Genomic DNA, 26,116 nt, shown 5'->3' with positions numbered 1-26,116 from the left:
TTGCCACGTAATGCCTATATGATCGAACATATTGCAGCCCAGACCTATCACCGTCGCCAAGGCGCACTGCACAATGCATTCACTTATGGTGTCGATTTTGTGCTAACCGACCTGACTGAACCACAGCCAGGGCTGATTTCGAAAAACCGCTTTAATCTCTGGTCGTTACATGATCGCCACCATGGCGGACCACGCGGCAAAGGCCAAGGCCTGCCTTGGTTTCAGGAGGTTTTAAAAGCACATGATTTCCCGGTTGAGCAGGCAGAATTTCTGCTCCTGACACAGCCAAGCCTGCTGTGGTTTCACTTCAATCCCGTCAGTTTTTGGATAGCCTTGATTGATGGAAAGCCCTGCGCCTTTGTCGCCGAGGTCAATAACACCTTTGGCCACCGCCACTGCTATTTTTGCGCCCTGGATGGTTTTCGCAGCATCCAAGAACGCGACGTACTCCATGCGACAAAAATTATGCATGTCTCGCCCTTCCAACAGGTGGCAGGAACGTATCAGTTCCAACTGGCCTACACAGAAGACGACATCAAAATTCGTATTGATTACAAAAACCAAGGCGAAGGCGTGCTTGCCACCCTTAGCGGAAAACGTCGGCCCGCCACCAATAGGTCTTTGCTGTATGCAGCGATGCGTCGGCCTTTCGGGGCTGTGCGTGTCATCGGTCTGATTTACTGGCAGGCCCTCAAACTCTGGATAAAACGCGCGCCGTTTCTCAAAACCCCACCCCCACCCAAATTACCGCTGAGCAGTCAGATCACCCACGACACACGAGACCCTTCCTAATGGCGTTTCACGGGAAAACCATATGGCTGGTTGGGGCAAGCGAAGGTCTGGGCCTAGCCCTTGCGAAGCAGCTTGCTGCTGAAGGCGCGCAGCTCATTCTGTCAGCCAGGTCTGAAGATCGCCTGCACGAGATCGCCAAAAATCTGCCCAATGCCCGTGCGCTGCCGCTTGATGTCAGCGATCTGTCATCCATTCAACACGCCTATGCGCAGATCAAACATCTGGATGGCGTAATCTACAACGCTGGCGCGTATGAGCCGATGTCAGCACAGAACTGGAACACCAAATCTGCCCTAAATATGGTGGAGGTGAACCTTTCCGGTGCGCTTCGAGTCATCGGATGCGTTTTGCCGGATTTTCTGGCACAAGAAAGGGGTGACATCACGCTGATTGGGTCCTTGTCCGGCTATCGCGGACTGCCAAAAGCGATCGGATACGGCGCAAGTAAATCTGCTCTCATCAGCCTGGCTGAAACTCTGCGTCATGATTTGAAAGGAACCGGCGTCGGTGTGCGCCTTATCAACCCCGGCTTTATCCGCACCCGCCTGACAGATAAAAACACGTTTAAGATGCCAATGCTGATGGAACCAGAACAGGCCGCTCAAAAAATCTGCGCAGCCCTATTGCGAAAAAGATTCCGCACAGATTTTCCAGCACCTTTTTCTTGGGCAATCAGGCTATACGGCCTTCTCCCTGACGGGATTGTCTACCGCGGCAAATAAGCTGGAATGTCAGATCCGGAACAAAGGCTGCAACAACCGCGGCATCAACGCGCGAAACCGCAAGGGGGCATCCGTCGCGGCCAGACAGATACACGGCATCTCTGTGTCTGCAGTCGGTGTGTGTTCAATATCCTCATCGCCGATCTCAACATCGCCGACACCAAAAGACCCCAGTTCATCGTGAAAACTACCCTGCAGCACCAGTGTCAGCTCCAGACCATTGTGACTGTGATCCGGCACAGCTTGCCCCGGCGGGATATGCAAAAGACGCACAATACCACTGTCATCCGCAGACAGGATTTTCTGACGCACCCCCATGCCCAGACGCTTCCACTCTGGCTCCTTCCCACCCAGTGCCGCAATCACCGGCGCAGGGTAAATGCCCCTGCGCTCATAGGTTGGTGCAGGCCTGAACGGCTCGTCCAGCAAGGCCATCGTTTGGCCGCGTAGATGTCCAGACACTGAAATCCCGGGTGTGTCATCCAAAATGACACCACCAACGCTTTGATGCGCATGTAAGGCAGACCGGCATTCTGCACACATCGAAACATGTGTCGCCACCACGACAGAAAAGGCATGCGGCAACGTTCCGGCGGCATAGGCTGCCAACATACCATCGGGAATATGATGTTTGATTGCAGACACTTATCGCAACCCCTTCAATTCTTGGCGTAGCCGATTCAATCCAAGCCGGATGCGTGACTTGATTGTACCCAAAGGCAATCCAGTGCTTTTGCTTATCTCGCTATGGCTCAACTCACCCAAATAGGCCTGCTCAATCACGGCCCGTTGATCTGTGGTCAAATTGTTCAGGGCTTCGCGCAGCTGCGCTGCTTCCTGTTCAACACCGACAATCTGGCTGGCATCTTCCTCACATTCCGAGGCGTCACGCAGTTCTTCTGGAATAGGGCGGTTTTCTTTACGGGCCACATCGATCTGGCGGTTTCGCGTGATCTGATAAATCCAGGCAGAAACCTGTGCACGCTCAGGATCAAACAGCGCCGCCTTACGCCACACCGTCAGCATGACGTCCTGCACAATCTCTTCCGCTTGCCCGGCTGACGTCCCACCACGCATGACGAAACCTTTCAAACGTGGTGCGAAATGATCAAACAAATGCGAAAATGCCTGTTTGTCCCGCTGATCGCGGACCGCTAACATCCAGATGGTCTCAGGCGTCATCTGTGCTGTTTTAGTTTCTGCCACGGTCTTGCCCTGCCGAAATCGATCGTAACGGATCAGCGAAGCGTTTGACCGGTCACGCGGAATATCTAGACTGGGCATCATCATACACCCAATTACGCAGCAATCATCATCCTGGATCACTGCCTGACGACTATTTTTCACACCTCACAGAAAAAAGATAGAAAACGACCAGGCAATAGGCAATTTAATCCCCTAGGTAACGCTGCAACGCAGCCGGTGGGTTGTCCATCAATCGGGCCACAGCAACCGGCATGGTCACGGTGCCTTCGGCAACAACCACTGCTTCATCAGCGATACGTAAGGCATCTGCAGGATCATGGCTTACCATGATCGCATGCATCCCCGTCTCACGGCACAACTCAGCCACCAGATCCAGCATCCGTTTTTTTAACGCCGGACCAAGAGCAGCAAAGGGTTCATCCAGCAGCATCAAGGGACGCGCCTGTAGCAACACCCGTGCCAATGCCGCGCGGCTTTGCTGCCCGCCCGACATCTCTGCCGGTTTACGACGCTCAAACCCGGACAGCCCCACACGTTCCAGCGCGCCGGAAATCTGTTTGCGCTGCGCCGCATCTGGACGGCCTCTGGTCAAGGCAAGCGCAAGATTTTCCTGAATGCTAAGATGCGGAAACAGGTTGTTGTCTTGAAACACAATCCCCACTGGGCGCGCCGCCGGTCTGGCATGGCTGATATCACGATCTTGCCAGAAAATCGCACCGCTCACAGGATCGCTAAATCCAGCGATCACATTCAAAATTGTAGACTTCCCCGCCCCTGACGGTCCCAGCAGCGCAGTAATCTGCGCACCAAAGGCCAGATTGGCGCGGATCTCAAAATCCCCCTGTACAACTTTGATCTGATCAAGCCTCAGCACCGCTGCGCCCTCCTTTGTCAAACAGCCAAAACAGGCCAAGGCTCAGCCCCAACAGCAGCACTGCAGCCCCACGTGCTGCCTCCATCTGATAGCTGCCCATCAGGCGGTAAATCTGCAATGGCAGGGTTGAACTGTCACCATCGGCAAACAGCATAATGACCCCCAGATCCCCCATCGACAGCGCGGCTGTCAGCCCAGCAGCAAATCCTAAAGGACGGCGTAGCCGGGGCAGATAAACCACCCGCCACAGATGCCAGCCCGTCAGGCCAAGCGCAGCTCCAAGGTGCCCAAAATCCTGTCGCGCACTGTCCAATCCAGGCCGCAAAATACGCAACACAAAAGGCAGTGCCATCAAGGCGTTCACGATCATCGTCACCGGCAAAGCCACATCCGCAGGGCGTATGATCGGCTGCAGTAGCAAAAACGCACCGGTGCCAAGCACCAAACCCGAAACGGAAATCCCCAATAGTGCTGCTGCCTCGCCTGCACGCGACAACAGAGGAAGCGCAAGCGCAAGGGTAAGAAGCGTGGCCCCAAGCGCTAAGATCAGCGACCGCCCGGCAGCGCTCCAGACGAGGCTGGGCATATCCCCAAGGCCGGGCGCCCCCGCCACAGCCACCGCCAACAGGGGCACCAGCAGAAAGCTCGCAGCGAGCACAATCCAAATGACATCGCCCAACCGCGCGTCAATGCTGTGACCATCCCACCGGGCGACCCGACGGTCCAGACCTGCTCCCATCCCGCCTTTCGCTGCAAACCGCAGCGCAATGCCACCAGCAACCAAGCCCAGACACAGTTGCACAACCGCGAGCGTTGCCGCCTTACCCAGATCAAAATCAAACCGAAACGCTTGATAAATGGCCAACTCTAACGTCGTGGATCTTGGCCCGCCCCCCAAGGTCAGCGCCACCGCAAAAGAGCCAAGACAAATAACAAAAATCACCGCAAAGGCGCCCGGCACCAGCTGTTTCAGCATCGGCCATTCCAGCACGCGCCAGACCGGCGCATTCAGGGACGCGGCAAGCCGAAACCGTTCGGCTGGAATGGCCAGCCACCCCTGCAAAAGCAATCGCACGGCCAAGGGCAGATTAAAAAATACATGCGCAAGAATAACGCCGTGAAATCCATAAATATCCAAACGTGGCACGCCCAAAGGCGCCAGCGCCTGATTGATCAGCCCGCGGCCACCAAACACCGCCAAAAGCCCAAGAATCGCAACAATAACAGGTAAAATAAAAGGCGCGCCCATCACCGCAATCAGCGCCTCCCGTCCCCAAAACCGTCGACGGGCCAAAGCGCGGGCCACCGGAATGGCCAGCACCACACTGAACAGCGCTGAAACAGCCGCCTGTGTCAGGGTAAAGCGCAGGGCGGCCCAATCCGCAGGCCCAAGGCTGCCAAAACCGCCCCCACGCCACAACACCGCCGTCACGGGGAGAAGGATCATCCCCGCAACGATCAGTGCTGTGCTTATTGTGACAAGGCGCGACGCCATGCCTCGATTGCCTCATCGCGCAGCGCTGCTGCTTCATCTTCGCTATAAAACAGCACTTTTTCAGGGGTCGGCAGGCTCTGGAAACCTTCCGGCCACTCGCTTTCTGCCAAGGCTGCCGGGAACGACCAGTTTGAAGTCGGGATCATTGACTGGAATTCATTGCTCAGGATAAAGCCCATGAACTGGTCAGCCAGATCTGATTGATCCGTGGTTTTCAGCTTTGCGGCCAGTTCGACCATGAAATAATGTCCATCCTCAAAGATCGCTGCCGATTTGGTCAGGTCTTCTTCTGCGATGATGTGATAAGCCGGGGATGTCGTGTAAGACAGCACCATGTCAGCTTCACCATCGGTGAACATGCCATAGCTTTCAGACCAGCCTTTGGTCACGGTGACGATCTTTGGCGCAAGCTTGCTCCAAGCTTCCTCCGCCTTGTCGCCGTAAACATTCTGCACCCACAGAACCAGCGCCAATCCCGAGATCGAGCTACGCGGATCCTGAATAACCAAACGCAGATCGTCCGGCGCGTTCAGCAAATCGTCAAAGCTGGTCGGCGCTGTCTCAACCTTGGTGTTGTCATAGATAAAGGCCGTATGGCTGTAGTTAAACGGCAAGAAGGTATCATCTGCCCAGTCAATTGGCAGCGTCAGCGGTGAAGTATCCAACCCATGCGGCGCAAACAGACCGCTTTCGCGCGCTTTCTTGGTAATGTCGGAATTAAAACCGATCGCAACATCTGCTTCGGTGTTTGCGCCTTCCAACAACAGGCGCGGCAACAATTCACCCGTCTTATACTGAAGATCACAGCCACATTGTGCTTCAAACGCGGCTTCAATACCGGGGCCAGGTCCCCAGTCCGAAGCAAAGTAATCCGGGGCGTAGACCGCCAGCACAGGCGTATCTGCTACAGCCGCGCCAGCAAGCATCATGCCCGCAACAAAAGGAAGCGCTTTCATCGCAATCTCCAAAACTAGGGGCGGAGATTCGGGCATCATGTAACGAGGCCACCTTCCCTCCGCCGGTTCTAACCGGTTCAGGTTCAGCGGGTTTGCAGAACGCATCTCAGCCTACAGCAGGCTCCCCGAGGTATGAGTTCAATAATTCAGCATTTAAGCGGCGACAAGCAACAAAATTTCCCTACCTCGCAGCTGATATCACTTCGGTGAAACCAAACCCGCAATTGTCTCTGAAAATTCAGCCAATTGTGGCGCAAGCGGCGTCGTTTTGCGCCAAATCATGCCCAATGTGCGCGTCGGTCGGTCCGAGGGAAAGCGCGAAATCGCGACAGGCGTGGACCGTGTTTCAACCTCAACCGCCATTTCGGGAATCAACGTCAAGCCAATGCCTGAGGCCACCATCTGCACCAAAGTAGACAATGCACTCCCATCCAGCAGCTCACGCGGTTCAGCTGGGCGCATATCACAAAACGAAAGAGCCTGATCCCGAAAACAATGCCCCTCCTCCAGCAACAACAGTTGCATCTCGCGCAAACGGTCCCGACTGGGCACCGGCCAATCCCCCTGCCCCTGTGGACGCACCAAAACAAACTCTTCCTTAAACAGTACATGTTCAGAAAATCCGCTCTCTGAGAGCGGCAGCGCCACGATTGCACAATCCAGCCGCCCATCGCGAAGCTCAGCAATCAGATTTTGGGTCAACGTTTCCCGAATGCGCAATTCTATATTTGGGTATGCTTCAGACACACCAGATACAATTTGAGGCAACAAATACGGTGCAACCGTTGGTATGATCCCCAAACGAAAGCGCCCCGACAGCCCCGCCCCCGCCGCACGCGCGAGATCACCCAATTCGTCAACCGCGCGTAAAATTTCCTTGCTACGCTTTTGAAACTCTTCGCCAAAACTTGTCAGCCGCACATGCCGCGCCCCACGTTCAAACAGCAAAAGGCCCAAGGTTTCTTCAAGCTCTTTAATCTGCACAGACAAGGCAGGTTGCGATACCGCGCACAGGTCTGCCGCATGACCAAAGTGTTTTTGATCTGCCAAAGCTTCAAAATATCTCAACTGGCGTAAAGTGATTTTTGAACTGTGAAAACTCATAACTTTTTCTTATCGCAACTATGAAAAAATGCAACTTTTTTTAAACCCCCGCCTGCTGTTAGTGTGCCGACAAGAGACGATTCTGAACAGTATCGCACTCCTACGCACCATGACGAAAGCCAGATCGGAGATATTCAGCTATGACTGCACATGAGAGCAAAGGTGCCGGTAAATGCCCGGTGATGCACGGTGCCGCTGCAAGCGCTACCAACGACAAAGGACAAGGAAATAAAGATTGGTGGCCAAACCAACTTGATCTGAAAATCCTGCATCAGCACTCAACCAAATCCGATCCAATGGGTCCTGATTTCAACTACGCCGAAGCCTTCAAATCGCTTGATCTGAAAGCCCTGAAAGAAGATCTGTTTGCACTGATGACAGACAGCCAGGACTGGTGGCCAGCCGATTATGGCCACTATGGCCCACTGTTTATCCGCATGGCTTGGCACAGCGCCGGCACTTACCGCACCGCAGATGGTCGCGGCGGTGGATCAACCGGCAATCAGCGCTTTGCGCCTCTGAACTCCTGGCCTGATAACGTCAACCTCGACAAAGCGCGTCGTCTGCTGTGGCCGGTCAAAAAGAAATATGGCAGCCAGATTTCATGGGCTGACCTGTTCATCCTCGCAGGCAACTGCGCGATTGAAAGCATGGGTGGCAAAACCTTTGGTTTCGCAGGCGGTCGCGAAGACATCTGGGAACCCGAAGAAGATATCTACTGGGGCTCTGAGGACGAATGGCTGGCGGACGAACGCTATACTGGCGATCGTGAGCTGGAAAACCCGCTGGCAGCGGTTCAAATGGGTCTCATCTATGTAAACCCAGAAGGTCCAAACGGCCAACCCAGCATCCTGGCTTCTGCCCGCGACGTGCGCGAAACCTTTGCCCGTATGGCGATGAACGACGAAGAAACCGTGGCCCTGATCGCAGGTGGCCACACCTTTGGTAAATCCCACGGCGCAGGCCCCGAAGCGCACAAAGGCCCCGAACCCGAAGCGGCAGATGTCGAAGAAATGGGTCTTGGCTGGAAAAACGACATGGGCACCGGCGTTGGTAAAGACGCAATCGGCAGCGGCATCGAAGGCGCATGGACTCCAACCCCAACCAAATGGGATATGAGCTACTTTGGTGTTCTGTTCGGCTACGACTGGGATCTGGTCAAAAGCCCTGCCGGTGCATGGCAGTGGCAGCCTGTGAACCCAGCCGACAAAGACATGGCACCTGCAGCCCATGATCCAAACGAGAAACACTTTATCATGATGACCACCGCAGACATGGCCCTGCGGATGGATCCAGCCTATGAAAAGATCTCTCGTCGCTTCATGGAAAACCCAGAAGAGTTCGCGGATGCCTTTGCCCGCGCATGGTTCAAACTGACCCACCGCGATATGGGTCCACGTGCTCTGTATCTGGGTGACGAGGCCCCTACCGAAGAGCTGCTGTGGCAAGACAACGTTCCTGCTATTGATCACGCATTAGTGGACGACGCGGATGTGGCAGACCTGAAAGCCAAGATCCTCGCAAGCGGGTTGAGCGTCTCTGAACTCGTGTCCACGGCTTGGGCGTCTGCCGCAACTTTCCGCGGCTCTGACAAACGCGGTGGGGCCAACGGCGCCCGCATTCGTCTGGAACCACAAAACGGCTGGGAGGCGAACCAACCAGAGCAGCTGTCACGCGTGCTTGATGTGCTGGGAAAAATCCAATCAAGCTTCAACGCGGCGCAATCCGGCGACAAGAAAATCTCACTCGCAGATGTGATTGTTCTGGGTGGTTCTGCAGCGATCGAACAGGCGGCCGGCGCGGCGGGCGTTGACATTCAGGTCCCCTTCAACGCGGGTCGTACAGACGCAAGCCAAGAGCAGACAGATGTGAACAGCATCGCTGTTCTGGAACCTGAAGCAGATGGTTTCCGCAACTATCTGAAAAAGGACTATTCTGTTCCTGCCGAACGCCTGCTGCTGGACAAAGCTCAGCTGCTCACCTTGACGGCCCCTGAAATGACCGTTTTGGTCGGTGGTCTTCGGGTTCTGGGCAACAACCATGCTGGTTCAACGCACGGTGTCTTCACCCAGACTCCCGGTGTTCTGACACAGGACTTCTTTGTCAACCTGCTGGACATGGGCACCCAATGGACGCCTGCTGAACAAAACGGTGTCTATGAAGGCCGCGACCGTGCAAGCGGTGAAATCAAGTGGACTGCAACACGCACCGACCTGGTGTTTGGCTCCAATTCACAACTGCGCGCATTGGCAGAAGTCTACGCACAAGACGATGCAAAAGGCGCCTTTGTCAGTGATTTTGTTGCAGCTTGGGTCAAGGTGATGGAAGCAGATCGATTTGATCTGGTCTAAGATCTACACCCTTTAAAGACGACAGGCGGTCCAGCAATCCTGGGCCGCCTGTTTTGTGTTCGGCTCCTCACAAAACTTATCGTTTCCGAATGTTTCTACGGAATTTATGCCGCGCTTTGCTCTGCGCGCAGCAGCAGGCGCATGAAAACGCTTGCTGGATCTTCAACATAATCCCCAAAGGGCGCGCAATATTCATAACCAAGCGCTTCATAAAGCGCACGAGCAGCTTCAAATCCCGGGTGTGCCGAAGATCCCGTTTCCAGTACCAACGCCTTGTAACCCACTGCGCGCGCTTCTTCGGCAAGGTGATCCATCAACCGTTTGGCAACGCCGCGCCCCCGCAAGGCCTGTGCAACGTGTACAGATTTCACCTCAGCCGTGCCGTCTGGCAAGGCCACCAATCCACCGCAGGCCACGGGGGAATCCCCGTCATAGACAGCCCAAAACTGCATGCCCTGTGCCCGCATGTCCTGTGGTGTCAAAGCGTGGTCACTTCCATCAGGTGAATGGGCCTTGGAATGGGCAAGATGAGCTTCCAACAGAGGCAACATTTCGGGTGCAGCGGGATCAGCTAAGCGAATATCAATCATTTCGAAGCCATCACTCCTTTCTGTGAGTTACCTATTTAGGCGCTAAACACCCCCATGATCGCAAGTCTCCCTTATGCAGGTGACCTCTGTCTCAAGAGTATTTTATGTCCATCTATTGATAGATAGTCACATTTTTAAGATCCTAGCATTCTATTTTCAATTTAGCGGTAAATTTTGATCGTTTTTTAATCGCCACGATTTGTTGAATGGTTGAAAGTAGAACTTTATAATAATCTTTGGCTGGGTTTCTTATCCCACTCCACCCTCGACACAACGCCTTACTCGCACCTATTCAGACGTGCATATATTCCTCAAAAAACTGCATGAAACGATGCTCGCGCCTAAATCTCGAGGAGCATTTACTGTGACAGGAAATCGCACAAGATATTGCCCAAGTTTATTCAGCCGATTTCAAGCGCACTAAACTCAATACGCTTTTCACAGAGTTTGTTTCAAACGAGTTCTCCACTTCCCCGGAAGGCTTAGTTGCACAAATCGGGTGATAGATTCTCTGTTTGAACCCAGTGGGGTACCGTGGCAGATCTGGGTTACTACATCTGCTGATTGATGCACCAGGGTCCAGGCCGTGGGTGAATGAAACGCTCGCAGAAGTAAAAAGCGCCTGTGGTGAATGCTTCACTTTGGGGTGGATGAAAAATACTGGAAATCAGCGCGGTCGAGATCACGACAAGCAACGTCGGCGACGCCCCAACGCTGCCCGACCTGTTGGCGCAAATTCCACCGGATCAAAAGATCAACCCGGCCACCAGCGTTGGGGCCTATGACACGCGTAGATGCCATTATTCCTCCGCGTAAAAACGCGCAGCTTTGGCAAGCCAGCAACAGCTGGCGCCATTGCACCATTGCGCCAAACGAAGCCTTAAGAGCCTGCAAATATCTAGAGCAGGCTTTGTGGCGAAAACTGACCGGCTATCACCGTCAAAGCCGCGCAGAGAAAAAGATGAATTGCGTCAAACTTCTTGGCCCAGTGTCATGGCCCGAGACTGCGATCGCCAGGCTGCTTCGCTCCAGGTCCACGCCGCAGTGCTTAACCGCATTTGGCATGCCCGTCACAGAGTCCGGAGGATAAGTACCTGTGAAAAAATCATAAATCGACTTTCACCCAATCTATGCAACAGAGCCCACCTGAAACCTAAAGTCATATCATTGCTGCACAACATCTGAGCTATATTCGACACAGGAACAAGCAATTGCAGGATCTTTATTCGGCAACTTTTGGACGCTCAGACACCGAAGCTCCGGTTGCCCCTTCTTCTTCCATCTCAGGACTGTAAAAGAAATGCTGCGCTCGACCTGCATTCTTTGCAAAATACAAAGCCACATCAGCCTGATGCAACATGGTTGCAATATCCGGCTTTTCAAACGCTGTGGACAGAGATGTTCCTGCGCTTCCAGAAATATGGCATAGCTTATCCTCAAACGGAATCGGCTCTTCCAACCGAGCAATCAGGCGCTCTGCGATTTTTCGCAACATTTTACGATCCGTGAGATCGTCCAGAATCAAAACAAACTCATCGCCGCCCACGCGTACTGTCGTATCTGTTTGGCGCGTACATTCCACCATCACTTGCGCCACATGCTGCAACACCGCATCGCCTGCAGCATGCCCCATCGTGTCGTTGACCTGTTTGAAAAAATCGAGATCCACATGCATCAGCGCAAAATCGCGACCTGATTTTAGCAAACGTCCCAGCACGTGATCCATAGCACGGCGATTTTTCAGACCGGTCAACGTATCAGTAAAGGCCTGCTCCTCTGCGGCGATCTTTGCCCCTTGCAAGCGCGTGTTCAACTGTCGGGACGCTTCCATCGCCGCTGATTTCGCCTCAACAAGATACAACATCTCAATTGTTAGATCCGTTGGCGCAAAATCGGCGCTGGTCAGATCGTAATCCTGAACTGCTTCCAGAACAGATATACCAAAAGACAAATTGATAAACGCCCCACCGCAATTTGGTAACGGAGCAAGCATTCCTTTGATACCTGTTGAAGGTTCGCCCCGCATATTCATATGCAGCTTTGATCCTGCCGTGCTCAACAGATCCTGAAAGGAATGAACCCAGCGTGGCCGTGAAACTTCAAAAAAATCAAAGAAAGCCTGACCCACCCACTCTTCATCGGGGCGCAGTTTTTTGAGCGTAGGACCGGCAGATAAAATCTGCCCATCAGCGTCGACAATCACATGCATTGGGCTGACCTGATCAGCCAATTGTGCAAGCTGCTGTTGGGTAATCATCGCGCGCGCCCTCCAAGGTCAAAGACACGGCCTTCCGCAAATTGCGTTTCCACCAGTGAAATCGAAATCACATCTGCATCTTCGCGTTGGCCCGCATGATCTAGGATCACCAAATCGCCATAATCATCTGCCATCGCACGTAAGATGCCCATCATGACATTCGCATATCCTGCCAAACCCTCTTGGCAATAAAGGTCAAACTGCCCTGGCGCCTGCTCCACCAATTCCAATCCCGGCAGATGCAAATCAGACACGGCCAACCGCGCACGATCCGGCAAATCATCTAACGAATGTAAGAATTCGACGTAAGTAACCCCCCCAAAGCGAAGCAACCGTCTTAACGCTTCGGCCTTCGGATTCGAAACAAGAAACGTTCCCATATCTTCAAGCGTATCCGCCAGCGGACGCCCCAGAACATTTTCAAGTGCAACCAATACCTTTGCAGACTGCTCGTCAGGATAGATCAGCATCGCCTCGAACTCGGTGAACCCAAGTCCTGCATGTTCCATCACGTCTTTCCAGCGTTCCGTGCCGTAGGTGCTGGTAACAAACGCCTGTATCGCCGTATTGATCAGACCGTGCATTGGCGGGCCCCTTGATTCGTCTTTGCACCACTATGAATGCAGCTTCCTTAACAAAGGCCCAACATAAGTGGCTCACGAAAAATTCACCAAAACGAAGGAAGAAGGCACAAAACAATAGTGTGAAATCTTAGATATGCCCTTCGAAAAGAACGGCAATCTTTGATTTCACACCGCACTGGTTACAGTACGATTAATGATATTTTTGCGATATTTTCTTCAAGGGGAATTCCTGAGAGTTTTCGACATCCAAGCGGGGATTTCACCGATATTGTCCAAAACCACATCGGCAAAAGGCGCCAATTCAGAAGCGGACGCTGGCCCAGTCAAAACCGCAACACGCTGCATTCCGGCGGCGTGCCCCGCAATCAGATCGTGGCGACTGTCACCAACCATTGCGCAGCATTCAGGCGCAACATCCACCGCATGCGCAAAAGCCAGCAGGGGAGACGCATCTGGTTTTGCACCAAAACCACTGTCATACCCTGCAACAAAGGCAAATCGCTCTCTCACCCCGATCCGATCAAGCTGCTGAAATGCAGAATGCTCAGAATCATTTGTCATCACGCCCAGCGCCAAACCGCGCGCAAGCAGATCATCCAGAAAAGGGGCCAAAGGAACCGCTTCCGCAAGGGGAGCACGCGCTGCATTCTCCGCCAGATAACGTTCCAATTCAATCGCGTCCCAAGCAGGTAAATGCGGCAAAAGCGCCGCGGTCACCTCACCATTCGTCCCTGCGATAGCAAAGCTTTCAGGCAAAAAGACCTGTTGTTCCAAATCAAATTGCAGCGCCCCAGCCAATATCTGCGCTAGATCTTGATCGCCTTGCGCAAGCGATCGGATGATTTCTGCCGACCAGCGGTTCCATGTCGCTGCGAAATCAAACAACGTGCCGTCTTTATCAAACAGCAATGCTTCAACTGCCATAGCCCCTCCGATGCTTACCGAACAGTCTCCTATCAGGTCCAGTTGACCTGAGCACCCCCCGGCAGCATGTGCCGTGCCTGCATTGGCAACTCATAGCTGATACCGATGTGATCGCAGCACTGAATGACCCAGGCATCATCCATCATAAGAAAATCCAGAACGGATCCCAGAAACTCGGGTTCCGCGGCACGGGCACGTAAATCAGCCTCGCTCGCCCCGCTGGCACCAAGAAAGACAGGCAGCAACTCATCATTGCCCACCAGCCAGGCGAGAATTTGAAGGGCGAGGGTTTCAGCGGAGTGAGCGGATATTTGCATAGTTTCAACTTTAACAGAATACGAAATGATTTGTTAACCACTGTCGTAAACACTCAACCTTAACAGAGTGTAAGCGTCGAAAGGATCACAGGGTGCAAGGGACAATCCTTGTCATAGATGGCGTGGCCACCAATCGCATCATGTTAAAGGGGCAGCTTGCCGCTGCCTATTTCGATGTCTGTCTGGTCCAAGACCTAAACGCCGCGCGCGTGGCGATGACTGCAAACCGTCCCGACCTTGTTTTAACAGCAATGCAATTGCCCGATGGCAATGCCAACCTTCTCAAGGCTGAGATGCGCCGCGATCTTGATCTTTGGGATGTTCCCGTGATCGCGCTCAGCCCCTCTGACTGCCCAAAGACACGGCTGCATGGTCTGGCCGCTGGTATAGATGACATCCTACCGCTGCCAGTGGACGATGTCATTTTACAAGCGCGCATTCGCAGCCTGCTGCGCGCCTGCAATAGAAAGCATGAACTCCAACTCCAACGCAACGCGCACCAAGACATCGCACTGCCTTACAGCGACCCTGCCGATTTTAGCGACCTACATGAGGCACATATTGGATTTGTCATGGCCTCTCAGCACGCGGGCAGCTCCTTTGCAAACCCTTGGTCTCATGACCTTAAACACCTGCTCCCCGCCCGCATGACGGATCACTCTTTGGAAGATGTCAGTGATCTGATGTCCGCCTCCTCGCCTGATGTTATTGTGTTAGAGCTGACTGCAAACTCACATCCTCTGGCATTACGGCTCATCGCAGATCTGCGCGCCCGCGCCCCGACACGGCATTGTGCCGTCATCGCCATTCCCAATGGGGTGCCGTCCGAGGTCATCGCTGATGCATTAGATCGCGGCGCGCATGATATCCTTCACGCCGGTTTCAGTGCACAAGAGCTTGCCCTGCGTGTGACTGCATTGTTGCGACAGAAACGCCGCGAAGATCGTTTACGCGCCACCGTCAGAAAAAGCCTGCGTGCCGCCGTTGAAGACCCGATGACAGGGCTTCACAACCGCCGCTATGCGATCCCGTTTCTGGAACGTACAATTGCGCATTCCAAAATCAGCGGTCAGCCTTTTGCCGTGCTGATTGCAGACCTTGATCACTTCAAGCAGATCAACGACCGATATGGGCACCCGGTAGGGGATAAAATTCTCGTGGAAACAGCCCAGCGCCTGCAATCCCTGTCCCGCAAAAATGACCTTTTGGCCCGTATCGGTGGCGAAGAATTCATGATGGTGCTGCCCGATATGTCGCCGGTGGACACCGCACAAGTGGCCGCAACCTATTGCGAAGCTATTAACAATCACCGCTTTGAAATTGAAGGACAGGATCAGGCGATTACAATGACAATCAGCATTGGGGCAATCATTGGCGGTGGAGATCGTGAGGTCCCTGATACTGATACGCTTATCGCCAGTGCCGATCGCGCGCTCTACACCGCAAAGAACAACGGCCGCAATCGTGTCACCTTAGGCACCACAGATCCCGTAGCTGCCTAAAGAGGGCAGCACACCGTTAGGGATCTTTGGGCTTGTGGAATTTGCGGTGTTTTCCGCCGCGTTCAAGACGTTCTGCAAGATCGGCACGCGCTTCATCACTCATTTCAGCCACTTTCGCGAGCCAGGCGTCCTGCACCCGATCCTGAAACTTCTGGCGCGTCGCGCTCTGTTCCGTCAACACCGCCTCAACCGCTTGCACATCAAAGGGCTTGGCCTTCAAGGCCGCTGCAAGCGCTTGTGCCTCTGCCTGACGTTTGGCATGGAAATCCTTATGCCCTCCCTCGGCGTCACGCCGCAAAGACTGGCGGGTTTGTCGATCTAGATCCCGAAACAGCATACGCCCAAACGACTGGGATCCTCCAGTCTTAGGATGATCTTTCGCGCTGAAACGATACGCCGCCCCGGCCGCAACACCCACAACCGCAAGATTCAGCGCCAAAGACAGGCCCAATAGGATACGCAGCCATCTTGGAGATTTTGCTGTACTGTCAATCTTCATTCTATGTCCTCGGCAAAGACGTCTGCCAAATCAAAACTATCCACGGGCAACGCAGTGTCAAAAATTGCCCATACCTCTGGGTCCGCAAAAACCCCCGGCGGAGAAAGCCCAATCAAAAGCCCCGCGACACAGGCCGTCGCCAGCCCGGCTACCCCCAAGAAACCGCCCAACATATCAACCACAAGTCGCCAGCCTTCGGTCGGCGTTGCAGACTGATTGCGCGCCTCTTTCACCAGATTGTGCTGAACACTTGCGGCATCCGCAAGAACGGCCTGCTTTAACGCATCCGGCATCGAAGGTGGCTGTGCTCGGGCGGTAGCAAACAGCGCATCTAACGCATCATCAGAAATGTCGTCTTGCTTATCCATCTGCATACCCCAGTTCCGCACGCCTGCTTTGCAGCCCCTTGGCCAAAGCCCGTTTCCCACGCGCGGTCAAGCTTTCCACCGCTTCGACACCAATCTCCATAATCGCCGCAATCTCAGGATTAGACAAATCCTCTAGATGGCGCAAAACCACTGCCTGACGCTGGCGTGGTGGCAATTGCATCAGGGCAGCCTGCAACGCATCAAAACGTGCGTTTTCCTGCAACTGATCGACTGCGCTTTTTGCATCATCCTCGGGTTCGGGCACGGCATCAAGATCCAGAAAACCGCCACGCTGTCGGCGCTTCAAATCGATGCACAGATTCATCACAACACGATACACCCATGTTGAAACTTGGGCCTGCCCCGACTGCCAATTCGGCGCCATACGCCACAGGCGCATCATCGCCTCTTGGGTGATATCTTCGGCCTCGGCACGATTGCCCAGAACCCGCAAGGCAACGCCAAAGGCCCGCGGCATCAGCCGATCCGTCAACGCGCCTGCGGCATCTGGATCACCATTGGCAAACAACACCAAAAGCGCATCGTCGGTCAGACGGTTCGCTTCTTTCATAGGAGCCCCCACGTGTTGGGCGCTCCTTCTTGCAAGGTGTTGTGATCCATTGGACATCTTTCAGCAGTTAATTTTGCCCCGTCTGGGCCGCATCTCCCTTGGGATGTTTCTTGTGATGGCGATGTTTACGCGCCTCTTCAAACTCTTGTTTTGAGATAGCACCACTTTTGTCCGCATCCAAGCGCGCAAACATACGGCCTTCTCGTCCCGTTGCCGAAAGCTCGTCCTGACTCAACTGGCCATCTTCATTGGAATCAAGCCGTTTCATCATCTTTTCAGCCCGTTTTGCGGCCCGCTCACTCCCCTTTGCTGAAATTTCCTCCAGGCTCAATTGCCCATCTCCGTTGCTGTCTGTTGCCGAAAACCGTGCCGCTTTTACGGCATCCAGCTCTGCACGTGAAAGCTCTCCATTCCCATCTGTATCGATCTGTTCAAACCCAAGCCGCTGATGCCCTGCGCCGCCCGGTTTCGCGATCACAGCTCCGGTTGCCACAATGCTTGCCGCCGTTACCAACACTGCCATAAGCTTTACCTTGTTCATATCGCCTCTCCTTCGGCTCAAAATATCTCACAAAGCAGCCCTGTGCTGCTCTCTACACAGGCTAAAACGCAGCAACTGACGGCTTCCGTCGCAAAAAATTCAGAAATTTATGCTTGCCTCGCTGCGGCATCCCGCCGCACAGTCGCTCTACCTCTTTTTTCGCAGGTCTCTTTGCCCCACATAGAGCGAAACAATAGGAATGATCACATGTCAGATATCGTCGCGACAGACGCTGCCGACCGCCCATTAAAACCAGCCCTCTTTAAAGGCTGGCGTTGCCGTTGCCCCCGCTGTGGCGAAGGGCGGGCCTTGCATTCTTATCTCAAGGTCAACGAGACCTGCGGCAATTGCGGGTTGGACCTCAGCAAAGCGCGCGCTGATGATGGTCCTGCCTATCTGACCATTCTGATCGTTGGCCACCTGATGGCCCCAATCATGCATGTGGTTTACTTTGAATGGCAACCAAACCCATGGGTCACATTTTCTGTGTTCAGCTTAGGCTGCATCGTCTCTTCCCTGTTGTTGCTGCCCCGTATGAAGGGCATGGTCATCGCCTATCAGTGGGCGCGCAAAATGCATGGATTTGACAAAGACGACTAAGTCACGCCCTATGATGGCATCCATTTTTCGGAGGCCACATGTCCGCTTCATCTCCCGCGCAAGCTCAGGATAAATCAGCCATTCGTCAGGCCGCGACGGTGATCGTGCTGCGCGATGCACAAAGCGTTGATCCCAAAATTCTCATGGGGCAACGCGGGGCACAAGCGGCCTTTATGCCCAATAAATTTGTCTTCCCGGGCGGTGCCGTCGATGCATCGGATGCCGAGATCCCGCTGGCCACGCCCCTATCCGCACAAACCCTGCGCCAGCTTTCAGATCAGTCAGATCCTGCCTTGGCCCCTGCCTTAGCGGTTGCCGCCATTCGTGAACTCTGGGAAGAGACAGGCCTTGTTCTGGGCCATCCCGGCCACTGGTCTGTCCCTCCTCCTGCAGATTGGCAAAGTTTTGCGGAACAAGGCTATTTACCCACAGCCGGGGCCCTGCAATTTGTGTTTCGCGCCATCACACCACCCGGTCGCCCCCGCCGCTTTGACGCACGGTTTTTCCTTTTGGATGCCAGCGCAATTGCGTCTGACTTGGATGATTTCACCGCAGCCTCAGATGAACTCTCGCATCTGCAGTGGATCCCGCTCAGCAAGGTGCGCCAGTTTGATCTGCCCTTCATAACCCAGGTGGTTCTGGCAGAGGTGAGCGCCCGACTCCCAGACCTCACCCCGCCGGCAAGCGTGCCGTTTTTCAAAAACGATGATGAAGAAAGTCTGTTCCTGCGCCTCAAGGGGGCTACAGCGCCAGAACCAACCCCAGAATAGAAATCACCAACAAGCCCATTCCAACGATCTCGCGCTGGGTGATTTTTTCCTTAAAGAACAAAACAGAAGCCAAAAGCGATAGTAGCAATTCAGCTTGCCCAACCGCTTTGACATAGGCTGCGTTTTGCAGGCTAAAGGCCCAAAACCAGCAAAATGACCCGCCCATACTGGTCAGCCCAACCCAAATCGCCACGCGCCGCGCCTGCCAGACCCGTTTGATCTCATTGGGATCTCGCAGCAAAAGCCAACACAGCATCATTGTCGTCTGCAGACACACCACGATCGCCAGTGTGATCCCTGCACGCAACGCCGCATCCAGATCCCCCAACTGCAACGAAGCACCCCGATACCCAACCGCAGAAAAGGCAAACAGGATCCCTGACCCCAGCCCCAATTGCGAGGCCCGATTGGTTAGGTTCTGCCACCATTTTCCCTGCCCATCAGGCGATTTGGACAAGATCAGGACAGCCGTAAGCCCAACCAGAATAGCCCCCCAGGCGCCAAGGCTCATCTGATCGCCCAGCACAACCAACCCCAAAAGCGCAGTTTGAATCACCTCTGTCTTTTTAAACGTGATCCCAACCGCAAAATTGCGCTGTTTAAACAGCGCAACCACACAGACCGTTGCAAGGATCTGCGCCAGCCCGCCAATCGTCGCATAGACCCAGAACTGTCCCGTAAGGGAAGGCACCGCCTGCCCGCTTTGCTGCAGATATAGAAACAATAGCGCCAGAATAAACGGCGCAGAATACACAAATCGCGAAAACGTTGCCCCTGCCGGGCTCAGCGATACGCTGCTCAGAACTTTTTGCAACATAAAGCGAACAGTCTGAAAGCTTGCCGCGGCAAGCGATACAAAGATCCAAATAAACATACCGCCGTTATGTCAAACGCGCCGTGCACACTCCAGCGCTATTTCAGGCCCCATAGGATGCGCGACCAGATCCGTTCATAGACGATGTAGCAGCAAAACCCGACGCAGGTGTTGATCAGCGCTGTGGCCCCGCCCAGCATCACAGATCCCGTTGCCAGAAACCCGACAAGGCCCATCGTAATCAGCCCGATCACATTCCAGATCACCGCTTTGGTCAAAGATCTTTTTGTGGTTTCCATCTGCGCCTCGTGTTCTTTTTTGATTTCATCCAAAAGTAGAACAGATGCGCACTGTGCACTATTCTGAATTTAGTTCACAAATTTTAGCAACTGTGACAAAATAAAACACATGATGAATAAAGTAGACAAACGCGTAAGATCTGAACAGTTTCGCCGACGCCTTTTACAAGCGATGGAACGCAGCAACACCAATCAAAGCGCCCTCGCCCGCGACATTGGCGTCGACCGTTCCACAATTTCGCAACTGCTTAGCGATGATGGCGCGCGATTGCCAAACGCCCATGTCGTGGGCAGCTGCGCTGCTGCCCTTGGGGTGTCCGCAGACTGGCTGCTTTCTTTGTCAGACCGCCCCGAAAGCGCGGCAGAATTGCTCGCCATGAGCCTCAGCCTCAGCGAAGCGCCCCGCGCTTTGGTCGATGAACGTATCCTGCAATGGTATCTTGAGGCCGAGGGCTACAAAATCCGCCACGTGCCAGCTGCCCTGCCCGACATGCTGAAAACCCGCGCGGTCTTGGAATGGGAATACGCCCCGCATCTGGGACGCAGCGCTGATCAGGCCATCGGCGCCTCACAGGACCGGCTTGAACTCATGCGGCAAACCCAATCGGATCATGAAATTGCCCTGCCCGTCTACGAATTGGAAACCTTTGCAAAGGCAACCGGCTATTATCAGGGTCTGCCCAAAGATCTGCGTCTGGCGCAGCTTCAGCACTTTGCCGACCTCGCAGAGCAGCTCTACCCGCGGCTGCGGATCTATCTATTTGATGCGAAGCGTCTTTACTCAGCGCCGGTCACGGTCTTTGGTCCTTTGCTGTGCGTCTTTTATGCGGGCAGTCACTATATGGCCTTTCGCGATCGCAGCCGTATTGAAACCTTTACCCGCCACTTTGATCACCTAGTGCGCGAGGCCGATGTCACGGCCCGCGCGTTTCCGGGATACATTGAAGCCCTAAAGGCAGAGATTAGCTAACAGGCGACCGTGCCGCCCCCACCGCACGCCCAGCCCCCTCGGGCCGGGGCAATCCAGCTTGCGCCTTGCTGATCCGTTGTAAATTTGCCGCCAGATCAGGCCTAGGATCGCTTGCACGCCGGGTTTGAAGATTCACGTGCAACAGCATATGCTCTGCGGTGGCCAGCATCGTATCGCCGCGCCGCATTTCATGCCACAGCTGCATCTTTTTGCCTTCAGCCAACAAGACTTGCGTGTGAACCGTGATCGGATCTCCCGCATGGGCTTCGTCCAAATGGCGCAAATGCGTTTCAGCGGTGAAAAAGCTCCCGTCCGCCGCAATGTAGGCTGCATCACACCCAATGATTTCCATAAACCGGTCGGTGGCTTGCGCAAACGCATCCAGATATCGGCTTTCTGTCATATGGCCGTTGTAATCCGTCCAATCCAGCGGGATCACACGGTTCTGTGTCAACACGGGCTGCGTCAGATCCTTCAAATCTTCCAGCGTGGCCGCCAACCCGGCCGCCGGCAGGCCTTTGCGATCATGCGCGTTCTGCAAAGCACCTGCGCCTGCATCATTGGCCGCAAGCGCACGCATCATCGCCACAAGATTATCATCCCGCACCCGTTCCAACGCGCGGATCGACAGGTGCCCCGATTGCGCATCTGATTGCGACGCGATCAGATCCACCAGATCATCCGTGAAGTCTGGCACATCCATCAATTTGGTCCAGGGCCATTTCAATGCAGGCCCAAACTGCGCCATGAAATGCTTCATCCCCGCTTCACCACCAGCAATTCGATAGGTCTCAAACAATCCCATCTGAGCCCAGCGCAACCCAAAGCCGTAGCGAATGACGTTGTCGATCTCTTCGGTCGTGGCGATCCCGTCACGCACCAGCCACAAAGCCTCGCGCCACACCGCTTCCAGCAACCGATCCGCGATATGGGCGTCAATTTCCTTGCGGACATGCAGCGGATACATGCCCAATCCCTCAATGATCCCTTTTGCTCGGGTGAGCGTCGCCTCCGCAGTCCCGGCACCGGGCACCAGCTCCACCACGGGCAGCAGATAAACCGGGTTAAACGGGTGCGCGACCAGAATCTGTTCCGGGCGCACCGCCCCCTGCTGCAGCTCAGACGGCTTAAAGCCGCTCGTTGACGAGGCAATGATCGCTGTGGGATCAACATGCGCCTGCACCTCAGCCAACACCGTCTGTTTCAAATCAAGCCGCTCCGGCACGCTCTCCTGCACCCAGTCCGCGCCAGAAAGCGCCTCACGCAACGTCCCGCAAAACGTCAAGGTACCTTCAGGCGGCAGCACAACATTTCCCAAACCCGGCAAGGCTCTGCGGGCATTTTCAAGCACCTCACCCATCTTGCGCGCAGCATCCGGATGCGGATCAAAAACCCGCACATCCCAGCCATTCAACAAAAAGCGCGCGGCCCAACCGCCGCCAATGACGCCACCGCCAATAATCGCTGCTCTCATTTCATCTTGCCCCGTACTTACCAGAGAATGCCAATTGGATCTGCGCCCCGCGCAAGATCCAGCGCCGGGAGGCCCCTCGATGGGGCAGCCCGGCGCATATACCTTGCTTGAAACGCTTAGCGCGCAAGTGGTGCACGTTTCACAAGGCCAAGCCGCTTACGCACCTCTTCCGGCCCAATCACCCGCGCGCCCATGTTTTCAACCAGATTTGCCGCGCGCTCGACCAGCTGCCAGTTTTCCGCCAGCACTCCTTTGTCGAGCCATAGATTATCCTCCAGCCCAACCCGGATATTCCCCCCCGCAAGCACTGCCGCCGCCGCATAGGCCATCTGGTTGCGCCCCAGTGAAAAGGCCGAAAAGGTCCAATCCTGCGGCACATTGTTCACCATCGCCATAAAGGTGTTCAGGTCATCTGGCGCCCCCCAGGGCACCCCCATGCACAATTGCACCAGGGCCGGTCTCTCCAGAATACCCTGTTTCACCAGATGTTTTGCATACCAAAGATGCCCAGTATCAAAGGCTTCGATCTCGGGCTTGACACCAAGGTCGGTCATCATGCGCCCCATCGCAGTTAACATGCCCGGCGTATTGGTCATCACATAATCCGCTTCGGCAAAGTTCATCGTGCCACAATCCAACGTGCAGATCTCAGGCAGACATTCCGCCACATGGGCAACGCGCGCACTTGCTCCGATCATATCCGTACCATCCCGCCGCAGCGGCAAAGGGGCTTCGACGTCGCCAAACACCATATCACCCCCCATGCCTGCGGTTAGGTTCAACACCACATCCACATCCGCCTCGCGCACGCGTTCTGTCAGCTCACGATACAGCGCCAGATCCCGCGAGGGCGCACCCGTGTCAGGATCGCGCACATGACAGTGCACAATCGCCGCCCCCGCCTTGGCCGCAGCAATCGCGCTGGTCGCTATTTCAGCCGGGGATCGCGGCACATGGGAGCTGCGATCCTGCGTCGCCCCCGACCCGGTAACAGCACATGTAATGAAGACCTCACGGTTCATTTTCAGCGACATCGCAATATACCCCCTTTTCCTATGATTTATCCCCAGAGTGATCCCCGGATTCCTGTTTGAGACTCCCAGCACAGTGGCGCAGCCTTAGGGCAGACAGTTTACAACATGCGAATCGTACTTGATGAAATCCGCAAAAAACATCCTTCAGCCTGAACACCAGCCGCTGAAAACCGCCGTTCTGGTGCTTGATGAAAGCAATACTTTGTCTTTCGCAGCCGCCGTAGATCCCATGCGCGCTGCCAATCGTCTGGCCGGTCGTCCCGCCTTTGATTGGGACTATATCAGCGCCACAGATGAAACCCCGATGCTGACCTCAGGCCTCACCGTGCCCAGTTTTCCTCTGGCCCGGCTGGATGGCTGCGATCTTCTGATCGTGGTTGCAGGCTTTCAGCTTGCGCGGCATGCAACACCCAGCCTGCTGGCGGGCCTGCGCCGAATTGCGGCCAGCGGTGCAACCATCGCAGGTATTGATGGCGGCCCCTGGCTTCTCGCCGAAGCTGGCCTGCTAGACGGGCACACCGCCACCACCCATTGGGAAGATCTGGAAAACTTTGCCAGCCGCTTTCCCAATGTGAACAGCAGCACAGATCGCTTTGTCGTCTCAGAAGGGCGCATGACCTCTGGTGGAGCAACGCCTGCAGTTGAAATGATGCTGCATCTGATCAGCGCCCGCCATGGGGCCGGTTTTGCGGCGCGCGTGGCCGGGCTGTTTCTTTACGACGGCGAAGCCACAGCAGCCCGCCCGCAAAGCCGCCTTGGTGGACACAAGCACAATGCGCTCACCGCCAAAGCAAACGCGCTTATGGAAGCCTCGCTGGACGATCCCCTGCCCCTCGCCCAGATTGCCGAGGAACTGGGCACCAGCCCCCGCAGCCTGCAGCAGCAGTTTCGCCTGCGCCTGAACACAACGCCACAGGATCACTATCTGCAATTGCGCATGGCCGAAGCCCGACGGCTGGTCACAGACTCAGATCTGCCTTTGATCGAGGTCGCAATGGCCACGGGCTTTACCTCGCAATCCAGTTTTGCCCGCGCCTTTCGCACAGCCCACGGCCTGTCCGCGCGGGAATTGCGACAGGAAGAATTGCAGGCAGACCCCAAAGGCGAAACCAGCCTGCGCTCTGATGCACCAGCTCCCCGCGACACGCGCACAACCGCCACGCCGCTTGTGGTGCCGTCAAACACACCGCTCGGCGCGCTCCTTAGCAATCGGGCACGCCCCCACTGATCCCAGAGCGCCCACCGCACCGCGCACCGCGCGGTGCCACGCCCAACAGGCGCAAGCAGGCTTTGCCTGTTTCAGCGCTTGGCGGGAGCCCCCCGCCAAGCCTCAGCTGATATAAAACCAAACTGGTTTAAAACGGCATCGGATGGGCTTTATGCACCGCATTGATGTCCGCCAGCACCGCGTCGCTCAGCACGACGTCTTTGCCTTCAAGAATGTGCGCCAGCTGCGCTTCTGACGTCGCGCCAAAGATGGTCGAGGCCATAAAGGGACGCGTATTGCACCAGGCCAATGTCATATGCACCGGATCCAGATCATGGCGCTTTGCAACCTCAAGATAGGCTGCAACGGCCGCTAAAGCCCGCTCCGTCAGACGCCCCCCCAAATCATCACCGCCATGACTGCGGCTGACCGCCAAGCGCGACGCCTCAGGCGCTGCACCACCCTGATACTTGCCGGTTAACAGCCCTGTCGCCAAAGGAGAATAAGACAACAACCCCACATCCTCATAATGGCTCAGCTCAGCCAGATCCGTATCATACATCCGATACAGCATCGAATATTCATTCTGGATCGTCTGCACCCGTGGGCCACCGGTTTTCTCTGCCAATTGCAGCCATTGCGCAGTGCCCCAGGCGCTTTCATTGCTCAGACCAAAGGCCCGGATATTGCCTTTTGCGACATGGGCTTTCAGCCCCTCCAGAACCTCTTCCATATTGGCCAGAACATCCGCCCGCGTCTGTTCTGAGGCCGCAGGGTCGTAGGTCCAGTTCTGACGGAAGCAGTAGCTTCCACGGTTGGGCCAGTGCAGCTGATAAAGATCAATGCAGTCTGTCTGCAGACGTTTCAGCGACCCTTCAATGGTTGCATCCAGCGTTGCCCCTGAAATCGGCGCACCATCGCGCACGGCTGCAAACCCCGCACCGGAATGCTTGGTGGCGACCACATAATCATTGCGCCGGCCGGTTTTGGCAAACCATTCACCGATAATCTCTTCCGTGCGCCCAACTGTCTCGGCGCGGATCGGATTCACCGGATACATCTCAGCCGCATCGAGGAAATTAAGTCCGCCGTCCAAAGCCATATCCAATTGACGATGCGCACCCGCAACATCTGTTTGTGCACCAAATGTCATCGTGCCCAGACACAGGTCCGTGACCATAATATCGGTCTGCCCAAGAGCTTTCATTTTCATGTGTGAGATCCCTGAAAAGCTATAGTGTTGGCCCTAACCTATGCATTCTGGCCTACACTACAAGCCGCACATGACAGCCTGA

The 26,116-nt window shown here is 55.0% G+C and carries 28 protein-coding genes, 1 pseudogene and 1 riboswitch; of the genes and pseudogenes, 9 read left to right on the top strand and 20 right to left on the bottom strand.

What is annotated here, in order from left to right; all coding sequences use genetic code 11:
* Positions 1-18: 18 nt before the first annotated feature.
* Both BLP79_RS13695 and BLP79_RS13690 read left to right on the top strand, forming a co-directional pair.
* On the top strand, positions 19-792 hold the full coding sequence (locus BLP79_RS13695) for a DUF1365 domain-containing protein (RefSeq protein WP_090219822.1): 774 nt from the start codon (positions 19-21) through the stop codon (positions 790-792).
* Positions 792-1,514, top strand: a complete 723-nt coding sequence (locus BLP79_RS13690) for an SDR family NAD(P)-dependent oxidoreductase (RefSeq protein WP_090219821.1) — start codon at positions 792-794, stop codon at positions 1,512-1,514. Before BLP79_RS13695 ends, BLP79_RS13690 begins: the two co-directional genes overlap by 1 nt.
* A 9-nt stretch (positions 1,515-1,523) precedes the next feature.
* Here the strand turns inward: BLP79_RS13690 and BLP79_RS13685 are convergent, their stop codons facing one another.
* From BLP79_RS13685 to BLP79_RS13660, 6 genes are all read right to left on the bottom strand, one after another.
* Positions 1,524-2,159: a ChrR family anti-sigma-E factor gene (locus tag BLP79_RS13685; RefSeq protein WP_090219819.1), complete on the bottom strand. Its 636-nt coding sequence runs from the start codon at positions 2,157-2,159 to the stop codon at positions 1,524-1,526.
* A complete protein-coding gene (locus BLP79_RS13680) occupies positions 2,160-2,801 on the bottom strand; it encodes a sigma-70 family RNA polymerase sigma factor (protein ID WP_408607951.1) in 642 nt (213 codons plus the stop codon). It abuts the gene before it with no gap.
* Positions 2,802-2,904: 103 nt separating this feature from the next.
* Entirely contained in the window at positions 2,905-3,594 is a 690-nt protein-coding gene (locus tag BLP79_RS13675; RefSeq protein ID WP_090219818.1) for a thiamine ABC transporter ATP-binding protein, read from the bottom strand.
* Positions 3,581-5,089, bottom strand: coding sequence for a thiamine/thiamine pyrophosphate ABC transporter permease ThiP (locus BLP79_RS13670; protein ID WP_090219816.1), 1,509 nt, complete (start codon positions 5,087-5,089; stop codon positions 3,581-3,583). The genes BLP79_RS13675 and BLP79_RS13670 overlap by 14 nt, the downstream gene beginning before the upstream one ends.
* Positions 5,065-6,045: a thiamine ABC transporter substrate-binding protein gene (locus BLP79_RS13665; protein WP_090219870.1), complete on the bottom strand. Its 981-nt coding sequence runs from the start codon at positions 6,043-6,045 to the stop codon at positions 5,065-5,067. The genes BLP79_RS13670 and BLP79_RS13665 overlap by 25 nt, the downstream gene beginning before the upstream one ends.
* Before the next feature lie 37 nt (positions 6,046-6,082).
* A riboswitch (TPP riboswitch) is annotated at positions 6,083-6,183 on the bottom strand.
* 60 nt (positions 6,184-6,243) lie between these two features.
* Positions 6,244-7,149 carry a hydrogen peroxide-inducible genes activator gene (locus BLP79_RS13660; protein ID WP_090219815.1) on the bottom strand — a complete coding sequence of 302 codons (906 nt, stop codon included), beginning with the start codon at positions 7,147-7,149 and terminating at the stop codon, positions 6,244-6,246.
* Positions 7,150-7,289: 140 nt separating this feature from the next.
* Here BLP79_RS13660 and katG point away from each other — a divergent pair, with 140 nt between their 5' ends.
* Entirely contained in the window at positions 7,290-9,500 is a 2,211-nt protein-coding gene (gene katG / locus BLP79_RS13655; RefSeq protein ID WP_090219813.1) for a catalase/peroxidase HPI, read from the top strand.
* 104 nt (positions 9,501-9,604) lie between these two features.
* Here the strand turns inward: katG and BLP79_RS13650 are convergent, their stop codons facing one another.
* Positions 9,605-10,090, bottom strand: a complete 486-nt coding sequence (locus BLP79_RS13650; protein WP_090219811.1) for a GNAT family N-acetyltransferase — start codon at positions 10,088-10,090, stop codon at positions 9,605-9,607.
* A 524-nt stretch (positions 10,091-10,614) separates the two neighbouring features.
* Here BLP79_RS13650 and BLP79_RS20015 point away from each other — a divergent pair.
* Positions 10,615-11,180 (top strand): annotated as a pseudogene (locus BLP79_RS20015) (transposase); the annotation flags it as partial.
* Positions 11,181-11,312: 132 nt separating this feature from the next.
* On the opposite strand, the gene BLP79_RS13640 reads toward BLP79_RS20015, so the two are convergent.
* From BLP79_RS13640 to BLP79_RS13625, 4 genes are all read right to left on the bottom strand, one after another.
* Positions 11,313-12,347, bottom strand: a complete 1,035-nt coding sequence (locus tag BLP79_RS13640; RefSeq protein ID WP_090219808.1) for a GGDEF domain-containing protein — start codon at positions 12,345-12,347, stop codon at positions 11,313-11,315.
* Positions 12,344-12,931 carry a heme NO-binding domain-containing protein gene (locus BLP79_RS13635; RefSeq protein WP_090219806.1) on the bottom strand — a complete coding sequence of 196 codons (588 nt, stop codon included), beginning with the start codon at positions 12,929-12,931 and terminating at the stop codon, positions 12,344-12,346. The genes BLP79_RS13640 and BLP79_RS13635 overlap by 4 nt, the downstream gene beginning before the upstream one ends.
* Positions 12,932-13,147: 216 nt before the next feature.
* Positions 13,148-13,855, bottom strand: a complete 708-nt coding sequence (locus BLP79_RS13630) for an HAD family hydrolase (RefSeq protein ID WP_090219805.1) — start codon at positions 13,853-13,855, stop codon at positions 13,148-13,150.
* 32 nt (positions 13,856-13,887) lie between these two features.
* Positions 13,888-14,172 carry a DUF3572 domain-containing protein gene (locus tag BLP79_RS13625; protein ID WP_090219803.1) on the bottom strand — a complete coding sequence of 95 codons (285 nt, stop codon included), beginning with the start codon at positions 14,170-14,172 and terminating at the stop codon, positions 13,888-13,890.
* Between the two features lie 92 nt (positions 14,173-14,264).
* Here BLP79_RS13625 and BLP79_RS13620 point away from each other — a divergent pair, with 92 nt between their 5' ends.
* Positions 14,265-15,674 carry a diguanylate cyclase gene (locus tag BLP79_RS13620; RefSeq protein WP_090219801.1) on the top strand — a complete coding sequence of 470 codons (1,410 nt, stop codon included), beginning with the start codon at positions 14,265-14,267 and terminating at the stop codon, positions 15,672-15,674.
* Between the two features lie 16 nt (positions 15,675-15,690).
* Here the strand turns inward: BLP79_RS13620 and BLP79_RS13615 are convergent, their stop codons facing one another.
* The 4 genes from BLP79_RS13615 to BLP79_RS13600 form a co-directional block, all read right to left on the bottom strand.
* Positions 15,691-16,173: a periplasmic heavy metal sensor gene (locus tag BLP79_RS13615; protein WP_090219800.1), complete on the bottom strand. Its 483-nt coding sequence runs from the start codon at positions 16,171-16,173 to the stop codon at positions 15,691-15,693.
* The gene (locus BLP79_RS13610; protein WP_139163215.1) at positions 16,170-16,541 is read right to left on the bottom strand and encodes a hypothetical protein; all 372 of its coding nucleotides are present in this window, start codon (positions 16,539-16,541) and stop codon (positions 16,170-16,172) included. Before BLP79_RS13610 ends, BLP79_RS13615 begins: the two co-directional genes overlap by 4 nt.
* Entirely contained in the window at positions 16,534-17,112 is a 579-nt protein-coding gene (locus BLP79_RS13605; RefSeq protein WP_170830502.1) for an RNA polymerase sigma factor, read from the bottom strand. Before BLP79_RS13605 ends, BLP79_RS13610 begins: the two co-directional genes overlap by 8 nt.
* 67 nt (positions 17,113-17,179) lie before the next feature.
* A complete protein-coding gene (locus tag BLP79_RS13600) occupies positions 17,180-17,653 on the bottom strand; it encodes an EF-hand domain-containing protein (RefSeq protein WP_090219794.1) in 474 nt (157 codons plus the stop codon).
* 207 nt (positions 17,654-17,860) lie between these two features.
* Here BLP79_RS13600 and BLP79_RS13595 point away from each other — a divergent pair, with 207 nt between their 5' ends.
* A complete protein-coding gene (locus BLP79_RS13595; protein ID WP_090219793.1) occupies positions 17,861-18,253 on the top strand; it encodes a DUF983 domain-containing protein in 393 nt (130 codons plus the stop codon).
* 38 nt (positions 18,254-18,291) lie between these two features.
* Positions 18,292-19,023 carry an NUDIX hydrolase gene (locus BLP79_RS13590; RefSeq protein ID WP_090219792.1) on the top strand — a complete coding sequence of 244 codons (732 nt, stop codon included), beginning with the start codon at positions 18,292-18,294 and terminating at the stop codon, positions 19,021-19,023.
* On the opposite strand, the gene BLP79_RS13585 is transcribed toward BLP79_RS13590, so the two are convergent.
* Both BLP79_RS13585 and BLP79_RS13580 read right to left on the bottom strand, forming a co-directional pair.
* Positions 18,995-19,897 (bottom strand): DMT family transporter, encoded by a 903-nt coding sequence (locus BLP79_RS13585; RefSeq protein WP_090219790.1) that lies wholly within the window; start codon positions 19,895-19,897, stop codon positions 18,995-18,997. The two genes, BLP79_RS13590 and BLP79_RS13585, sit on opposite strands and share 29 nt — an antisense overlap.
* A 38-nt stretch (positions 19,898-19,935) precedes the next feature.
* Positions 19,936-20,136, bottom strand: coding sequence for a DUF2061 domain-containing protein (locus BLP79_RS13580; protein ID WP_090219868.1), 201 nt, complete (start codon positions 20,134-20,136; stop codon positions 19,936-19,938).
* A gap of 109 nt (positions 20,137-20,245) precedes the next feature.
* Here BLP79_RS13580 and BLP79_RS13575 point away from each other — a divergent pair, with 109 nt between their 5' ends.
* The gene (locus tag BLP79_RS13575) at positions 20,246-21,106 is read left to right on the top strand and encodes a helix-turn-helix domain-containing protein (RefSeq protein ID WP_090219788.1); all 861 of its coding nucleotides are present in this window, start codon (positions 20,246-20,248) and stop codon (positions 21,104-21,106) included.
* Here the strand turns inward: BLP79_RS13575 and BLP79_RS13570 are convergent.
* Together BLP79_RS13570 and bcoG are read right to left on the bottom strand one after the other, a co-directional pair.
* Entirely contained in the window at positions 21,099-22,580 is a 1,482-nt protein-coding gene (locus BLP79_RS13570; protein ID WP_090219787.1) for a carnitine 3-dehydrogenase, read from the bottom strand. The genes BLP79_RS13575 and BLP79_RS13570 overlap by 8 nt on opposite strands.
* Positions 22,581-22,696: 116 nt before the next feature.
* Positions 22,697-23,614 (bottom strand): 3-dehydrocarnitine:acetyl-CoA trimethylamine transferase BcoG, encoded by a 918-nt coding sequence (bcoG, locus tag BLP79_RS13565; RefSeq protein WP_090219785.1) that lies wholly within the window; start codon positions 23,612-23,614, stop codon positions 22,697-22,699.
* Between the two features lie 121 nt (positions 23,615-23,735).
* Here bcoG and BLP79_RS13560 point away from each other — a divergent pair, with 121 nt between their 5' ends.
* Positions 23,736-24,842 (top strand): GlxA family transcriptional regulator, encoded by a 1,107-nt coding sequence (locus BLP79_RS13560; protein ID WP_090219783.1) that lies wholly within the window; start codon positions 23,736-23,738, stop codon positions 24,840-24,842.
* A gap of 127 nt (positions 24,843-24,969) precedes the next feature.
* Here BLP79_RS13560 and BLP79_RS13555 read toward each other — a convergent pair whose 3' ends face one another.
* Entirely contained in the window at positions 24,970-26,034 is a 1,065-nt protein-coding gene (locus tag BLP79_RS13555) for an aldo/keto reductase (protein WP_090219781.1), read from the bottom strand.
* Positions 26,035-26,116: the final 82 nt, after the last annotated feature.

This window comes from Epibacterium ulvae, from assembly GCF_900102795.1.
Taxonomy (GTDB): Bacteria; Pseudomonadota; Alphaproteobacteria; order Rhodobacterales; family Rhodobacteraceae; genus Epibacterium; species Epibacterium ulvae.
Note: the sequence above shows the minus strand (reverse complement) of the source record. Positions and strands in the feature narration are given on the sequence as shown.

Bases quoted from the DNA above. Each gene is read 5' to 3' on its own strand.
- BLP79_RS13695 (WP_090219822.1), top strand. From the start codon at position 19: ATGATCGAACATATTGCAGCCCAGACCTATCACCGTCGCCAAGGCGCA.
- BLP79_RS13690 (WP_090219821.1), top strand. From the start codon at position 792: ATGGCGTTTCACGGGAAAACCATATGGCTGGTTGGGGCAAGCGAAGGT.
- BLP79_RS13680 (WP_408607951.1), bottom strand. From the start codon at position 2,801: ATGATGCCCAGTCTAGATATTCCGCGTGACCGGTCAAACGCTTCGCTG.
- BLP79_RS13670 (WP_090219816.1), bottom strand. From the start codon at position 5,089: ATGGCGTCGCGCCTTGTCACAATAAGCACAGCACTGATCGTTGCGGGG.
- BLP79_RS13665 (WP_090219870.1), bottom strand. From the start codon at position 6,045: ATGAAAGCGCTTCCTTTTGTTGCGGGCATGATGCTTGCTGGCGCGGCT.
- BLP79_RS13660 (WP_090219815.1), bottom strand. From the start codon at position 7,149: ATGAGTTTTCACAGTTCAAAAATCACTTTACGCCAGTTGAGATATTTT.
- katG (WP_090219813.1), top strand. From the start codon at position 7,290: ATGACTGCACATGAGAGCAAAGGTGCCGGTAAATGCCCGGTGATGCAC.
- BLP79_RS13650 (WP_090219811.1), bottom strand. From the start codon at position 10,090: ATGATTGATATTCGCTTAGCTGATCCCGCTGCACCCGAAATGTTGCCT.
- BLP79_RS13640 (WP_090219808.1), bottom strand. From the start codon at position 12,347: ATGATTACCCAACAGCAGCTTGCACAATTGGCTGATCAGGTCAGCCCA.
- BLP79_RS13635 (WP_090219806.1), bottom strand. From the start codon at position 12,931: ATGCACGGTCTGATCAATACGGCGATACAGGCGTTTGTTACCAGCACC.
- BLP79_RS13630 (WP_090219805.1), bottom strand. From the start codon at position 13,855: ATGGCAGTTGAAGCATTGCTGTTTGATAAAGACGGCACGTTGTTTGAT.
- BLP79_RS13625 (WP_090219803.1), bottom strand. From the start codon at position 14,172: ATGCAAATATCCGCTCACTCCGCTGAAACCCTCGCCCTTCAAATTCTC.
- BLP79_RS13615 (WP_090219800.1), bottom strand. From the start codon at position 16,173: ATGAAGATTGACAGTACAGCAAAATCTCCAAGATGGCTGCGTATCCTA.
- BLP79_RS13610 (WP_139163215.1), bottom strand. From the start codon at position 16,541: ATGGATAAGCAAGACGACATTTCTGATGATGCGTTAGATGCGCTGTTT.
- BLP79_RS13605 (WP_170830502.1), bottom strand. From the start codon at position 17,112: ATGAAAGAAGCGAACCGTCTGACCGACGATGCGCTTTTGGTGTTGTTT.
- BLP79_RS13600 (WP_090219794.1), bottom strand. From the start codon at position 17,653: ATGAACAAGGTAAAGCTTATGGCAGTGTTGGTAACGGCGGCAAGCATT.
- BLP79_RS13595 (WP_090219793.1), top strand. From the start codon at position 17,861: ATGTCAGATATCGTCGCGACAGACGCTGCCGACCGCCCATTAAAACCA.
- BLP79_RS13590 (WP_090219792.1), top strand. From the start codon at position 18,292: ATGTCCGCTTCATCTCCCGCGCAAGCTCAGGATAAATCAGCCATTCGT.
- BLP79_RS13585 (WP_090219790.1), bottom strand. From the start codon at position 19,897: ATGTTTATTTGGATCTTTGTATCGCTTGCCGCGGCAAGCTTTCAGACT.
- BLP79_RS13580 (WP_090219868.1), bottom strand. From the start codon at position 20,136: ATGGAAACCACAAAAAGATCTTTGACCAAAGCGGTGATCTGGAATGTG.
- BLP79_RS13575 (WP_090219788.1), top strand. From the start codon at position 20,246: ATGATGAATAAAGTAGACAAACGCGTAAGATCTGAACAGTTTCGCCGA.
- BLP79_RS13570 (WP_090219787.1), bottom strand. From the start codon at position 22,580: ATGAGAGCAGCGATTATTGGCGGTGGCGTCATTGGCGGCGGTTGGGCC.
- bcoG (WP_090219785.1), bottom strand. From the start codon at position 23,614: ATGTCGCTGAAAATGAACCGTGAGGTCTTCATTACATGTGCTGTTACC.
- BLP79_RS13560 (WP_090219783.1), top strand. From the start codon at position 23,736: ATGAAATCCGCAAAAAACATCCTTCAGCCTGAACACCAGCCGCTGAAA.
- BLP79_RS13555 (WP_090219781.1), bottom strand. From the start codon at position 26,034: ATGAAAATGAAAGCTCTTGGGCAGACCGATATTATGGTCACGGACCTG.